This window comes from Micromonospora sp. DT4 (assembly GCF_049841675.1).
Classification (GTDB): domain Bacteria; phylum Actinomycetota; class Actinomycetes; order Mycobacteriales; family Micromonosporaceae; genus Micromonospora.
The window spans coordinates 12476-26271 of the sequence record NZ_JBNCKT010000034.1 but is presented as its reverse complement, the minus strand read 5'-3'; the positions used below and the strand labels follow the sequence as shown (position 1 = coordinate 26271).

Sequence of the window (13796 nt, the reverse complement as noted above, 5' to 3'; positions counted from 1 at the left end):
GCAGGGTCAACGGTCGCTACCGGAGAGGAGTTGCTCGACGCTGCCCAGCGGCGCGGTCGTGTCGACAAGCACGCCGTCGCGCAGGAACACCACCCGGTCGGCCCAGCCGGCGTGCCGCGCCTCGTGGGTGACCAGGATGCCGGCGGCGCCCGCGTCGACACGGCGGCGCAGCAGGTGCAGCACCGCCTCGCCGGTCTGCGAGTCGAGCGCCCCGGTGGGTTCGTCGGCGAGCACCAACCGTCGCTCGCCGACAAGCGCGCGGGCGATGGCCACCCGCTGCTGCTGCCCACCGGAGAGCTGGTCGGGGAAGCGGTCCCCCAGCGCCGGCAGGCCCACCTCGGTCAGCGCGGCCAGGGCGGCCGCCCGGGCCCGGCGGCCGCCGACACCGTCGAGCTCCAGGGGAAGCGCCACGTTCTCCAGCGCGCTCAGGCTGCCCAGCAGGTTGAGGTGCTGGAAGATGTAGCCGATGCGGCGTCGGCGTAGCTGCGCCAGCCCCCGGCGGTCCAGCGCGCCGAGCGGCTGTCCCTCTACTCGGACGTCCCCACGGGTCGGGCGGTCGAGTCCGCCGGCGAGGGCCAGCAGCGTCGACTTTCCGGAGCCGGACGGGCCCATCACGGCGACCAGCTCGCCGGGCCGGACGACCAGGCTGACACCGCGCAGCGCGTGCACCGCCGCCGGGCCGACCCCGTGGGTGCGGTGGACGGCGCGCAGCTCAAGCACCGCGTCGTCCGATCCGCTCACCGTCGCGCCTCCTCGTCGGTCCATCGTGCGGCGTCGGACGCCGCAGTAGCGGCCGGTCGGGGTGGATGCGGCGGCGGACCGCCGGGCTGGTGTCGCACCAGACTGCTCTCGCAGTGGTCCAGCCAACGCACCTCGGCCTCGGCCTGGAACACCATCGAGTCCAGGACCAGCCGCCACGGCAGGTCCTCCGGTCGGTCGCTGCCGTACTTCAACCGGGTCAACTCCTGCAACGCGCGCATCGTCGCGCTGCGCTGGGCCTGCACCACCGAGCGGACGTCCACGCCGGGGGTGGTGAGCGCCAGGGCCAGTTTGATCGCCAGCTCGTCGCGCGGCCGGTCGGTGCGGCTGATCGGGGTGGCGAACCACAGCGCGAGGTCCGCCCGGCCGGCGTCGGTGATCTCGTACGGGCGCTGCCCGGCCTCGCTCTCCGGCAGCGGGCGCACCAGACCGTCCCGCTCCAGCCGGGCCAGCGTGGTGTAGACCTGCCCGATGTTCAGCGGCCAGGTCGAGCCGGTCGACTCCTCGAATGCGGCGCGCAGCTGGTATCCGTACATCTGGCCGCGTTCGAGGAGGGCGAGCAGCCCGTGACGGATGGACATGGCAACGGAGTATGCATACCCGGTATGGGCTCCGCAACCGGGGCGGGTCGGTTCAGGTCGGGCGACCGGGAAATGCGACAGTCGGTGGGGTCATCCCGGCGGCCTTGCGCCACCGGGTGGCCCGCACGGCGTACTCGACCAGAGCCGCCAGCGCCTGGTCACGATCGGCGCCGGTGGTGGACGCCAACGCGGCCCGCCAGTGTGCCGCGGTGCGCTCCTCCACCTCGACGGCCAGCCGTAACCCGCTCGCCCGGTCGGTGACGGGGAACGGCAGCGCGTACCCGGCCCGACCCGGTGGAATGGTGCCCCCCGCGGTGCTCAACTGCACCACCAGCGCGTCGCGCCGGCGTCGGTGCGCGGCCTCCGCCTGGTGGGCGGCGTCGCGTGCGGCACCGGTGAGTCGGACGCCGATCCGCCCGTAGGCGTAGATGGCCGCGTACTCGGCGGAGAGGGCGGCGGCGAGGGCCTCCTCGGCGGTGGGCTGCCTCACTTCAGTGCCTCCTGGTGGGTGGCCCGCGCGGCGGCGATCGACCCGAGCAGCGCTGCCCGCTCGGCGGGCGCCGCCGCGCAGGCGGCGGTGGCGGACTGTTGGGCGGCCTTCTCCCGCGCGCGCAGGGCGGCGAGCGCGCCGGCCGGCTCGGTGGCTGCGGTGGCGCTCGGGTCGACGGCGGGCGCGGACCCGAGGGTGACGCCGACGATTCGGGCGAGCTCGGTGGCGTGCGCGGTGTGCGTGTCCGCAATGGGATTGAGTCGGTCGGCCAGGTCCGGGTGGGCGGCGGCGCTCGCCCGGTACGCCGCGGCCAGGCCCAGCGACTCGTCCACCATCTGCCGCAGCGGGTCCGGTGGTGGCGCCGGCTCGTCGTCACGGTCGAAAAGATCACAGCCTGTCAGCGGCGCTGCCGCTGCGCCGAGCGCCAGGAGCGCTCCGGCGCGCAGGATCTTTCGCCGGGAATGTCCGGATACTTGGTTGCGCGGTGTCGTTCTGCCGATCCCCACCGGGCAAGTCAACACCATCGGGGCCGGTGTGGGGGCCACCGACGTCGGTGCGCCGCCCGGTCCGCCGCCCGGCAGGCGCGTTACGCTCTGCGCAGCCGCCGGCGCGTCCGCTCCGGTGGCGTGCCGACATGGCGGGACGACCGTCCCTCATCGACCAGGGAAAGGGTGCGCAGATGACGCAGCGTGGCCGTGCCACCAGGTCGACGGGTCGACCCCGCGACGACGCGGGCCCCCGCGGTCCACGCGGCGGCGGTGATCTCGCGGCCCGGCGTACCCGGTTGCGGGCCGTGATCGAGCCGGTGGTCAACGGCGTGGGCTGCGACCTGGAGGACCTGTCGGTCTCCCGGGCGGGTCGCCGGCACGTGGTGCGGGTGATCGTGGACGCGGACGGCGGAATCGACCTGGACGCCGTCGCGGACGTCTCCCGCGCGGTCTCCAAGGCGCTGGACGCGGCCGAGGAGGCCGACGGCGACATCGTCGCCGGGGAATACCAGCTCGAGGTCAGCTCGCCCGGCGTGGACCGGCCGCTCACCCTGCCCCGGCACTGGCGGCGCAACGTGGGCCGACTGGTCAAGGTCACCGTCCGGGGCGCTGCCGCGCTGCCCGGCCAGCGCGGCGAGCAGCCCTCCGGGGACCGCCAGCTGACCGGCCGGGTGGTCGGGGCCGACGACGAGGGCGTGCGACTGGAGACCGACGGTGGCGAGGGCCGGTGGGCGTACGCCCAGCTGGGCCCGGGTCGGGTGCAGGTCGAGTTCACCCGCCTCGCCGAGCTGGGTGAGCCGGACGATTTCGACGACGCGGACGAGACCGACGAGTACGACGATGCAGACGACATCGACGACGATGATGATGTGGAGGACGAGGAGAGGTGAACATCGACCTCGCGGCGCTGCGCGCACTCGAGCGCGAGCGGGAGATCCCGTTCGACACGATCCTCGCGGCGATCGAGACCGCGTTGCTGACCGCCTACCGGCACACCGACGGCGCCGAACCGCACGCCCGGGTGGAGATCGACCGTAAGTCCGGCGCGGCCCTGGTGTACGCGCAGGAGATGGACTCCGACGGCTCGCTGGTGCGGGAGTGGGACGACACTCCGCACGACTTCGGCCGGATCGCCGCCATGACCGCCAAGCAGGTGATCCTCCAGCGCCTGCGGGAGGCCACCGACGAGGTGCACTTCGGCGAGTACGTGGGCCGCGAGGGTGACCTGGTCACCGGCGTGGTGCAGGCGCACGAGACGCGTACCGAGAAGGGCATCGTCAGCGTCGACCTGGGCAAGCTGGAGGGCGTGCTGCCGCAGTCCGAGCAGGTGCCCGGCGAGCGGTACGCGCACGGCGAGCGGGTCCGGTGCGTGGTGGTGCACGTGGCCAAGGGCATGCGTGGGCCGCAGATCACCCTGTCCCGGTCGCACCCGGCGCTGGTCAAGAAGCTGTTCGCGCTGGAGGTCCCGGAGATCGCCGACGGCACCGTCGAGATCGGCGCGATCGCCCGTGAGGCAGGTCACCGTACGAAGATCGCCGTCCGTTCCACCACCCCCGGTGTGAACGCCAAGGGCGCCTGTATCGGCCCGATGGGTCAGCGGGTGCGTGCCGTGATGAGCGAGCTGCACGGTGAGAAGATCGACATCATCGACTGGTCGGATGACCCGGCCACCTTCGTCGGGAACGCGTTGTCCCCGGCCAAGGCGCTGCGGGTCGAGGTCGTGGACCTGGCCGGACGGGCTGCCCGGGTGACCGTTCCGGACTTCCAGCTCTCGCTCGCCATCGGCCGTGAGGGGCAGAATGCCCGTCTTGCTGCCCGACTGACCGGTTGGCGGATCGATATTCGGTCCGACGCGGAGCAGGTCGCTCCGGCCGCCCGTGGGGCTGCGGATCAGGTGCCGGAGCCGGGCAGCGCGATCTCGGGCAGCTAGGGGTAGACTTCTTCCAGTGGTACGACGCACTCAGCCGGAGCGCACCTGTGTGGGTTGCCGGCAACGTGCGCCGGCCAGCGAATTGCTGCGGGTCGTCGCGATCGGAAACGAGGCTGGTCACAGCCTCCGGCCGGATCCGCGCCGCAGGCTGCCGGGTCGGGGAGCGAACATGCACCCGGATCCGGCCTGCTTCGCGCTGGCGGTGCGGCGCCGCGCCTTCGGGCGAGCGCTGCGCATCACCGAGGTCCTCGACCACGGTGTGCTGGCAGAGCATGTCGATGCGCCAACCACTACGTCCGGTCAGCCCGACCGGGCGAGGGTCGCTAGCAGGGTAGGACGACCGACATGAGCACACGATGAAGTCCCTGAAATGACCAGGCTTCAAGTGCACGAGTGAGGTCGCTGCGGGTGCTGCCCGCACGACCTCGGAGTGAGGAGTGCAGTGGCAGGCAAGGCCCGCGTACACGAGCTTGCAAAAGAGCTCGGGGTCGAGAGTAAGACCGTTCTCGCCAAGCTCAAGGAGATGGGCGAGTTCGTCAAGTCCGCGTCCAGCACGGTCGAGGCGCCCGTCGCCCGACGGCTGAGGAACGCATTCGTCGCGTCCGCCGGTGCTCCGGCGCCGGCCGCCCCGTCGGCGCCCGCGCCGACGCCGGCTTCGACGCCGACCCCGACGCCGTCCCCGACCCCGGGCGCGCCCCGGGTCTCGGCCAAGCCGATGCCGCCTCGGCGGCCGGCCGCGCCGGTGCCCGGTCCGAAGCCCAAGGGTCCGGTGCCCGGTGCGCCGCAGTCGGCGGCCCCGGTCGCCAAGCCGGCGAGTGCCCACGACATCGAGGTGGCGGCCGCGGAGGCGCGTGCCGCCGCGCTGAAGGCTGAGCAGGAGGCCGCGGTCAAGGCCGCGCAGGCCGCCCGCCAGCAGCAGCGTGAAAACCCCGTCCGCCGGGAGCCTCCGGCCGACGGCAACCGGCCCGGTCCTCGGCCGGGTCCCGCGGCCATGCCGCCCCGTCCCGGTTCACCGGCTGCTCGACCGAGCACGCCGGCTCCCGGTCCGGGTGCTCGGCCGGGCGGTCGTCCGCCGGCGCGCGGTGCCGGCAACAACCCGTTCGGCATCCAGGGCGGCCAGCAGCAGCGGCCGCCGGCCGCTGGCGCGGGTGGCCCCCGGCCGAACAGCCCGGCGGGTATGCCGCCGAGGCCGAGCCCGAACTCCATGCCGCCGCGGCCGAGCCCGGCGTCCATGCCGAGTCAGCGTCCGGCCGCCGGTCGTCCCGGCCCCGGTGGCGCGGGTCGCCCCGGTGGCGGTGGCGCCGGTCGTCCCGGTGGCGGTGGCGGTGGTTTCCGTGGCGGTCCCGGCGGTGGCGCCGGTGGCGGTGGCGGTGGCGGTTACCGCGGCGGCCCCGGTGGCGGCGCGGGTGCCGGCGGTGGCGGTGGCTACCGTGGCGGTCCCGGCGGCGGCGGCGGTGCTCCCGGTGGCGGTTTCCGTCCGGGTGGCCCGGCCGGTGGCGGCGGTCGTCCGGGTGCGGGCGGTCGTGGCCGTGGCGGCGGCGCCGCGGGTGCCTTCGGGCGTCCGGGTGGTCGGCCGACGCGCGGTCGCAAGTCCAAGAAGCAGCGCAGACAGGAGTTCGACAACCTGTCGGCTCCGACCATGAGCTCGGGTGCTCCCCGGGGTCAGGGTCAGGTCGTCCGGCTCTCCCGTGGCGCCTCGCTGTCGGACTTCGCCGACAAGATCAACGCCAACCCGGGTTCGCTGGTCCAGGAGATGTTCAACCTGGGCGAGATGGTGACCGCGACCCAGTCCTGTTCTGACGACACCCTGCACCTGCTGGGTGAGCACCTGGGCTTCGACATCCAGATCGTCAGCCCGGAGGACGAGGACCGCGAGCTGCTCGCGCAGTTCAACATCGACCTCGACGCGGAGGTGGCCGAGGAGCGTCTGGTCAGCCGTGCGCCGGTGGTGACCGTCATGGGTCACGTCGACCACGGTAAGACCAAGCTGCTCGACGCCATCCGTAAGGCGAACGTCGTGGCCGGCGAGGCGGGTGGCATCACCCAGCACATCGGTGCGTACCAGGTCCACGTCCCGCACGAGGGCGAGGACCGGGCGGTCACGTTCATCGACACCCCGGGTCACGAGGCGTTCACCGCCATGCGTGCCCGTGGTGCCCAGGTCACGGACATCGTGATCCTGGTCGTCGCGGCCGACGACGGCGTGATGCCGCAGACCATCGAGGCGTTGAACCACGCCAAGGCGGCCGACGTGCCGATCGTGGTCGCGGTCAACAAGGTCGACAAGCCGGACGCCAACCCGGACAAGGTCCGCCAGCAGCTGACCGAGTACGGCCTGGTCGCCGAGGAGTACGGCGGCGACACCATGTTCGTCAACGTGGCCGCGAAGCCGGGCATCGGCATCGAGGAGCTGCTCGAGGCCGTCCTGCTGACCGCCGACGCGTCGCTGGAGCTGACCGCTCCGATCGACGGGCCGGCGCAGGGTGTGGCCATCGAGGCGCACCTGGACAAGGGCCGCGGTGCGGTGGCGACGGTGCTGGTGCAGAAGGGCACCCTGCGGGCGGGCGACTCGATCGTCGCCGGTGGGGCGCACGGCCGGGTCCGGGCCATGCTCGACGAGAACGGCAACCAGCTCTCCGAGGCTGGTCCGGCGCGTCCGGTCATGGTTCTGGGTCTGACTGCGCCGCCCGGTGCGGGTGACACGTTCCTCGCCGCGGCGGACGACCGTACGGTGCGGCAGATCGCCGAGCAGCGGCAGGCACGGCGGCGGGCGGCGTCCTTCGCCAACTCCCGTGGCCGGGCCACTCTTGAGACGCTCATGGAGCAGCTCAAGGAGGGCGAGAAGACGTCGCTCAACCTCATCCTCAAGGGCGATGTCTCCGGTTCGGTGGAGGCCCTCGAGGACGCGCTGTTCAACCTCGACATCCCCGAGGAGGTCCAGCTCAAGGTCCTCGACCGGGGCGTCGGCGCGATCACCGAGAGCAACGTCATGCTCGCCAGCGCGTCGTCCGAGCCGGTCACGATCATCGGCTTCAACGTGCGGGCCTCGAACAAGGTCCGCGAGATGGCCGACCGCGAGGGCGTGGAGATCCGGTACTACACCGTCATCTACCAGGCCATCGAGGAGATCGAGGCAGCGCTCAAGGGCCTGCTCAAGCCGGAGTACGAGGAGGCCGAGCTGGGCAGCGCGGAGATCCGCGACGTGTTCCGCTCGTCCAAGATCGGCAACATCTCCGGTTGCATCGTCCGGTCGGGCATCATCCGGCGCAACGCGAAGGCTCGGCTGCTTCGGGACGGGACGGTCGTGGCGGACAACCTCACGATCACCTCGCTCAAGCGGTTCAAGGACGACGCCACGGAGGTCCGCGAGGGCTTCGAGTGCGGTCTGACCCTGGGTGGTTACAACAACGTCCAGGTCGGCGACGTCATCGAGACCTTCGAGATGCGGGAGAAGGTTCGCGCCTGATCCGGCAGTGACACGCTGATCAAGGGGTTTACGCCGGGCGGCGTAAACCCCTTGATCATGCGGGGTGGGGCGGCGGTATCGTCCCAGGCGATGTTCACCGGAACCGCGGTCTTCGACCTGCTGCTGCCGGGCGACTCCCGGTCGCTCAAAGCCAAGAGATCATATGTACGGCCGATCGTGGCGGCGCTGCGCCGCTTCGAGGTCTCGGCCGCCGAGGTGGGTGCGCTCGATCTGCACGGTCGAGCGGAGATAGCGGTGGCCGTGGTCGCCGCCGAGGCGGCGCACGTCCGCGAGGTGCTCGACTCGTGTGAGCACCTGGTGGCCGCTCGCCCCGAGGTCGAGCTGCTGTCGGTTCGACGCCGGTTGTACGGCGTGGATGACGACTGACCCACGGGGCTGGCGGTGCCCGGCGACCGGTGCCGCCACGAAGGTAGTGTTCGAGATGTTGGCCGGTCGGCCGGCGGCCTCCGGGCCGCCGGGCCGGCCGGGAGCGGGACGCCGTGGAGGTGGCGAGATGTCTGATCCGGCCAAGGTACGCCGGCACGCGGAACGGGTGCGTGAGCTGGTCGCTTCGGTGGTGCGGAGCCAGATCAAGGACCCGCGCCTGGGCATGATCACCATCACCGACGCTCGGATTACCGCGGACCTGCGCGACGCGACGGTCTTCTACACGGTGCTGGGTGACGCGGTGGCCCAGGCGGACACCGCGGCCGCCCTGGAGAGCGCCAAGGGGCTGCTGCGCAGCACGGTCGGTAAGGCGCTCGGGCTGCGGCACTCGCCGACGCTGGCGTTCGTCCTCGACGACGTGCAGGACCAGGTCAAGCACATCGACGACCTGCTCGCCGCGGCTCGCAACGCCGACGCGGAGGTGCAGCGGCTCGCCGCCCGGGCGGAGTACGCGGGCGAGGCACAGCCGTACCGGGTCGAGGACGAGGCGGACGAGGCCGACGAGACGGACGATGCCGCCGAGGCCGCCGACGTCACGGAGAACCCCCGGGGTGGGGCAGCGCGGTGACGGGCGCCGCCGGTGCCCAACTCGCCGCGACGGTCGACGTCGGCCCGGCCGAGGCGGACTGGGCGGCGGCCGAGGCGTTGATCCGCGCTCTCCCGTCGACCGCTCGGGTGTTGTTGATCTGTCACGTCAACCCGGACGGTGACGCGCTGGGCAGCATGCTCGGCTTCGGTCTGGGTCTGCGTCAGTTCGGCGTACACCGGTTGCAGGCGACCTTTCCCGGGCCGCCGGAGGTGCCCGAACCGTTCCGGGGTCTGCCCGGGTTGGAGCTGTTGGTCCCGGCGAGCGCTGCGGATCCGGCCCCGGACCTGGTGATCTGCTTCGACGCGGCCAGCGAGTCGCGTCTCGGTGAGCTGGCCGACCGGTTGTCGACGGCCCCTGCCGCTCTGGTGCTGGACCACCATGCCTCGAATCCGGGCTTCGGCGCGGTCAACCTGGTCGACCCGGGGGCCGCGGCCACGTCGGTGGTCGCCGATCGACTGTTGGCGCGGCTGGGCGTGACCGTGGACCGGGCCATCGCCGAGTGCCTGTACGTGGCGCTGACCACGGACACCGGCTCGTTCCGGTTCGAGGCGACCACTCCGGCCGTACACCAGTTGGCCGCCCGGCTGCTCGCCACCGGCATCTCGCCCGGTGACATCTCCCGGCGGGTCTTCGACACCAGGCCCTTCGGCGCGGTCCGCCTCTTCGGAGAGGTGCTCGGCCGTGCCCGCCTGGAGCCGGCCGCCGCCGATGGTCGAGGGCTGGTGTGGACCTTCGCCACCCTCGACGACCTGGCCCGCCACGACCAGCGGCCGTACGTGTTGGAGGCGCTCATCGACTCGGTGCGGTGCACCGCCGAGGCGGACGTGAGCTGCGTGTTGAAGCAGACCGGGCCCGACGAGTGGGCCGTGTCGATGCGCAGCAGGGGCGCGGTGAACGTCAGCCGTGTGGCGGTCGTGTTGGGCGGCGGCGGCCACACGTTCGCTGCCGGTTTCACCGGCCGGGGGAGCGCCGAGCAGGTCGTGGCGGCGATCCGTGGCGAGTTGGGCGCGGCGCTGATCGCTGGCGTCGTCTGACCGCTCGCGGCCCGTTCCGCTCGGGTGGCGGTGTTGGTCGAGGGTGCGTGGGGCGGCAAGTTCAGGGTCAGCTCCGGGGAGTGTTGGTCTTCCCACGCTGCGTGAGACCGGGAAGAATTGCGGGATGGAGCAGCCGCACGATCTCACCGTGGAGGCCCCCCGAGCCTGGAACCGGCCCGCCGTCTCCGTTCCGGTTCTCCTCTGCCTGTCCCTCGTCGGTGGTCGGTTCGCGTCGTTCTCCACCGAGGCGAATCTTTATACGCTCGGCACCGGCGGGGTGTTGATCTGGCTCGGTCTGAGCAACCGGGTGCCCCGGCGTCCGGCACCGCCCCGGCTGGGCGTGGGAGCGGCGTGGTGGGCCCTGCCGGTGGTGATCTTCGGGGTCTTCGAGGGTGCGACCTTCGTGCTCGCCGTGGGGGACGACTTTCCCACCTTCTCCCGGCTCGCCGATCCGCTGTTGGAAGATCACCTGACCCGTTCGGCGGCCTGGTTCGCCTGGTTGGCCGCGTTCTGGGGCTTGGTGCGGCGATGATGCGGGCCCTTGCGATCGGCGGTTTCCTGACCGCGTTGGCCCTCTTCGTCGTGGTCGAGTGGCTGGCCCGGCGGGAGGATTCCCGGGTTCCCACGCTGGGCGACGTGTGCGCGTACGTCATGCGCTACGAGGTCGGGCCGGTGCCGGTGGGCAGGATCGGTCTGTTCGGTTTCTGGTGGTGGCTGGGCTGGCACTTCCTGGCCCGGTGAGGCGGGCTGCCGGCCGTCCAAATGGTGGGAACCGTGGGCAGCATATGGACCTGAACGATAACTTGGGAGGCGGCCGGCACCGCGTTGTGGTGCAGGTCGTGGGCGGTGGTGCCACACCTCGCGCTGCCTCCCTCCAGGGTCGGACCGACCCGGGCTCCAGCTGCCCAGTCGGCTGCTCCGGTGACCCCGGACCGCCGTGGGGCGCTCTGCACGACCGCCCGTGAGGGCCGCCGCCCGCCGGTGGCTCGCACCCTGGAAGGAGCGCCACCATGCCGAACAAGCCCAAGCCCGAGACCACCGACGACGCCCGCGAGCAGGCCCGCCGCGCGCTGCAGACGTCGATGGACACCCGTCAGTGATCTGATCCGTCCGGCGGTGATGCCGGCTCCCGGCCGAGCTGCGCTCGACCCGCCGTCGGCGTAAGTCACCCACTGGGTTGCGGCCCTTACTGCGCTCGTGCCACGATCGGCGGCGATGAGCCAGACCGCCACCGTCGACCGATCCGCCTCACCACGCCGGATCGCGAGTCTCGCCCTGCCGGCGCTCGTGGTGCTCGCCGCCGAGCCGCTCTACGTGCTCGTCGACACCGCCGTCGTCGGGCACCTCGGTCGGGTGCCCCTCGCCGCGCTCGCCGTCGGCGGCACGGTGATGACGCTCACCGCCTGGCTCGGCACGGTCGTCGCGTACGGCACCACGGGGCGCTCGGCCCGTCGCTTCGGCGCCGGCGACCGGGCGTCGGCGGTGGCCGAGGGAGTGCAGTCGTCCTGGCTGGCGCTCGGCGTCGGGCTGCTGGTCGCGATCGGCATGCAGATCGGCGGGGGCGCGTTGGCGCGTACCCTCGCCGGAGGTGGTGGCGACGTGGCCGGCGCCGCCGCTCAGTGGCTGCGCATCGCGGCGCTCGGCGCTCCCGGCCTGCTGCTCGCCGCGGCCGGCAACGGCTGGCTGCGCGGCGTGCAGGACACCCGCCGCCCGTTGTACTTCGTGCTCGGCCCCAACCTGGTCTCCGCGCTGCTCTGCCCGCTGCTGGTCTATCCCGCCGGCCTTGGCCTGACCGGCTCGGCGGTCGCCAACGCGGTCGCGCAGACCCTCTGCGGAGTGCTCTTCGCCGGGGCGCTGGTCGCCGAGCGGGTGTCGCTGCGACCCCGGCCGCGCCTGATCCGCGACCAACTCGTGCTCAGCCGGGACCTGCTGATCCGGGGCCTGGCGTTCCAGGCCAGCTTCCTCTCCGCGACGGCGGTCGCCGCCCGTTTCGGCACCGCCGCCGTCGGCGCCCACCAGATAGCCCTGCAACTGTGGTTCTTCACGGCGCTGGTGCTCGACGCCCTCGCCATCGCCGCGCAGTCCCTGGTCGGCGCCGCGCTCGGGTCCGGCGACGCGGTGGGCGCGCGGACGCTGGCCCGGCGGATCGGACTGCTCGGCGGCGTCTGCGGAATCGCCTTCGCCCTGGTGATCGCCGCCGGCGTGGGCGTCGTGCCGTCCTGGTTCAGCTCCGACGAGCAGGTACGCGAGCAGGCCATGGTCGCCTGGCCGTGGTTCGTCGCCATGCTGCCGCTGGCCGGGGTGGTGTTCGCGCTCGACGGCGTGCTGATCGGCGCCGGCGACGTCCGCTACCTGCGCAACCTCACCATCGTGGCGGCGCTCGGCGGCTTCCTGCCGGCGATCTGGCTGGCGTACGTGCTCGACCTGGGGCTCGGTGGCATCTGGGCGGGGCTCACCCTGTTCGTGGTGGTCCGACTGGTCGCCCTGCTGCTGCGGGTGCGCTCCGGCGGCTGGGCGGTGGTCGGGGCGGTTCGCTGACCCGCTCGCCGGTCAGCAGCGGACGGTGGTCGGCGCGGGTGCGTCGAGATCGAAGATCGTGCCCGGGTCGCCCGCGGGTAACCGATCCCCGTGCGTATCGGCCACCCAGAACTGCTCCTGCACCCAGCCGCCGCGGAGCTTGCCGCAGTCCGCGTTCCAGGTCACCACCGCCGCTGAGACGATCCACAGGCCTCGAGCGGAAGCCGGCACGTCCTCCGGGTGGGGCACCTGCCACACCACACGGTCACGCAGCGCCACCACACCGGCGCCGGCCGGCGCTCGCAGGTCCACGTCGAAGGGGTACGCCCACACGAACTCCGTGGAGACCTCCAGCATTCGGGTGCCGTTCTCCGTGGTGGCCCGGTAACTGACCCGTCCGTCGGCTCGGATGCCGGGCTCCCCGTCCGAGGGCGACGCCATCCGGGTCGCGTACCGCAGGAAGGCGTTGCCGGTGAAGTCCGACCTGAGCTGCTCACGAACGTCCGGGGCGAGCAGCCGGAGGAACGGTTCCGGGTCGCCCGAGAGCATGGACGTGTCCAGTCGGCTCTCGATCAACCCCTTACGCACCGTCTCCAACGCCGCCCCTACCTGGGCCTCGGTGAAGGGCCCGGTGGCCTTCGCCGCCGGCATCCGCACGGCCTGTTCACCGGGGGCGAAGGAAGCCGCCGGTGAGCCGGCGAACAGGTCCCGCGGTTCGCCCACTCTGCTCACCGGCGGGGTGCCGCTCGGGGTGGGAGTCGCCGAGGTGGACGTGCGGACGCCATCGGCTAGTCGGTCGACGATCACCAGGCCCCCGCCGACCATCACCAGGGCCAGTACCAGTCCAAGTCCCAACATCAGTGCGCCGTTGTGCCGGGCGGAGAAGAAGCGGACCCGATCCCAGCCGGTGGGCTGGTGCTCGGTCTGCGCCGAGTTCATCCACTCCGGTAGCGCCACCGGGTTGACCTTCGCGACAGCGGCCGGCGGCGAGGGCGGATCGGTCGGGCCCGGGGGTGTGGGCTCGTTCGGCGCAGTCCGCGTCATGGTTCGTCCCGTCAGTAATCGCCGCTGGCGGCCAGCGCGAGTAGGTAGTAGGCGCCCGTCACCAGGGCAGTGCCGAGGACGCCAGCCGCGATGAAGGACAGCACGGCGACGAGGTGTGGATGCGTTTCGCTCCACCGAGCCCGGTCGCGTCTGCGCCACATCGCGCGGCGGACCGTCCGCAGCGCCGGCGAACGTTCGATCAGATCGTCGACGTAGCGTGCCGGGGTGCGCCGCTTCGGTGTCGGATGCCGCATCCAGTGCGGCAGATCGACCCGAGCGTGGTGCTCGTGGGCCGGACGGCGGTCGGGGGTCATCGGAGTCCTGGTCCTCGTCTACGAGAGCGGGCGGATGATCTTCGCATCTTCGGAAGGTCGTTGGCCGACCCGTGGGACAAACCGGCCAAACCAGCGAATCGGCTGGACCTGCGGAAGCGGAGGCTCTGGTCACGGCG

16 protein-coding genes are annotated in these 13796 nt (G+C 72.4%); 10 read left to right on the top strand and 6 right to left on the bottom strand.

The features are described 5' to 3' along the window. Positions 1-6 precede the first annotated feature (6 nt). From ACLQ24_RS12855 to ACLQ24_RS12840, 4 genes are read right to left on the bottom strand one after another with little or no spacing between them, the layout of a single operon-like run. Positions 7-765: an ABC transporter ATP-binding protein gene (locus tag ACLQ24_RS12855; RefSeq protein ID WP_425891461.1), complete on the bottom strand. Its 759-nt coding sequence runs from the start codon at positions 763-765 to the stop codon at positions 7-9. Continuing rightward, positions 738-1340 (bottom strand): PadR family transcriptional regulator, encoded by a 603-nt coding sequence (locus tag ACLQ24_RS12850; RefSeq protein WP_425891459.1) that lies wholly within the window; start codon positions 1338-1340, stop codon positions 738-740. The genes ACLQ24_RS12855 and ACLQ24_RS12850 overlap by 28 nt, the downstream gene beginning before the upstream one ends. A gap of 52 nt (positions 1341-1392) precedes the next feature. Beyond that, positions 1393-1830, bottom strand: a complete 438-nt coding sequence (locus ACLQ24_RS12845) for a ferritin-like domain-containing protein (protein WP_425891457.1) — start codon at positions 1828-1830, stop codon at positions 1393-1395. Beyond that, on the bottom strand, positions 1827-2279 hold the full coding sequence (locus ACLQ24_RS12840; RefSeq protein ID WP_425891495.1) for a hypothetical protein: 453 nt from the start codon (positions 2277-2279) through the stop codon (positions 1827-1829). The genes ACLQ24_RS12845 and ACLQ24_RS12840 overlap by 4 nt, the downstream gene beginning before the upstream one ends. 230 nt (positions 2280-2509) lie before the next feature. Between ACLQ24_RS12840 and rimP the strand changes: the two genes are divergently transcribed. From rimP to ACLQ24_RS12790, 10 genes are all read left to right on the top strand, one after another. Beyond that, positions 2510-3208, top strand: coding sequence for a ribosome maturation factor RimP (rimP, locus tag ACLQ24_RS12835; protein WP_425891455.1), 699 nt, complete (start codon positions 2510-2512; stop codon positions 3206-3208). After that, complete coding sequence (gene nusA / locus ACLQ24_RS12830) at positions 3205-4248, top strand: transcription termination factor NusA (RefSeq protein ID WP_425891453.1); 1044 nt, start codon at positions 3205-3207, stop codon at positions 4246-4248. Before rimP ends, nusA begins: the two co-directional genes overlap by 4 nt. 16 nt (positions 4249-4264) lie before the next feature. Then, complete coding sequence (locus ACLQ24_RS12825) at positions 4265-4597, top strand: YlxR family protein (RefSeq protein ID WP_355245884.1); 333 nt, start codon at positions 4265-4267, stop codon at positions 4595-4597. Between the two features lie 93 nt (positions 4598-4690). Then, the gene (gene infB / locus ACLQ24_RS12820) at positions 4691-7714 is read left to right on the top strand and encodes a translation initiation factor IF-2 (RefSeq protein WP_425891450.1); all 3024 of its coding nucleotides are present in this window, start codon (positions 4691-4693) and stop codon (positions 7712-7714) included. A gap of 90 nt (positions 7715-7804) precedes the next feature. Continuing rightward, the gene (locus ACLQ24_RS12815; RefSeq protein ID WP_039905658.1) at positions 7805-8101 is read left to right on the top strand and encodes a DUF503 domain-containing protein; all 297 of its coding nucleotides are present in this window, start codon (positions 7805-7807) and stop codon (positions 8099-8101) included. Positions 8102-8228: 127 nt separating this feature from the next. Beyond that, the gene (gene rbfA / locus ACLQ24_RS12810; RefSeq protein ID WP_425891448.1) at positions 8229-8729 is read left to right on the top strand and encodes a 30S ribosome-binding factor RbfA; all 501 of its coding nucleotides are present in this window, start codon (positions 8229-8231) and stop codon (positions 8727-8729) included. After that, positions 8726-9784 carry a DHH family phosphoesterase gene (locus ACLQ24_RS12805; RefSeq protein WP_425891446.1) on the top strand — a complete coding sequence of 353 codons (1059 nt, stop codon included), beginning with the start codon at positions 8726-8728 and terminating at the stop codon, positions 9782-9784. The genes rbfA and ACLQ24_RS12805 overlap by 4 nt, the downstream gene beginning before the upstream one ends. 124 nt (positions 9785-9908) lie before the next feature. Then, positions 9909-10316, top strand: a complete 408-nt coding sequence (locus ACLQ24_RS12800) for a hypothetical protein (RefSeq protein ID WP_425891444.1) — start codon at positions 9909-9911, stop codon at positions 10314-10316. Next, positions 10316-10525, top strand: a complete 210-nt coding sequence (locus tag ACLQ24_RS12795; protein ID WP_355245992.1) for a DUF6186 family protein — start codon at positions 10316-10318, stop codon at positions 10523-10525. The genes ACLQ24_RS12800 and ACLQ24_RS12795 overlap by 1 nt, the downstream gene beginning before the upstream one ends. Positions 10526-10999: 474 nt before the next feature. Beyond that, positions 11000-12322: an MATE family efflux transporter gene (locus ACLQ24_RS12790; RefSeq protein ID WP_425891442.1), complete on the top strand. Its 1323-nt coding sequence runs from the start codon at positions 11000-11002 to the stop codon at positions 12320-12322. Between the two features lie 12 nt (positions 12323-12334). Here the strand turns inward: ACLQ24_RS12790 and ACLQ24_RS12785 are convergent, their stop codons facing one another. Further along, positions 12335-13345, bottom strand: coding sequence for a hypothetical protein (locus ACLQ24_RS12785; protein ID WP_425891440.1), 1011 nt, complete (start codon positions 13343-13345; stop codon positions 12335-12337). Between the two features lie 11 nt (positions 13346-13356). Continuing rightward, on the bottom strand, positions 13357-13659 hold the full coding sequence (locus ACLQ24_RS12780; protein WP_425891439.1) for a hypothetical protein: 303 nt from the start codon (positions 13657-13659) through the stop codon (positions 13357-13359). Positions 13660-13796: the final 137 nt, after the last annotated feature.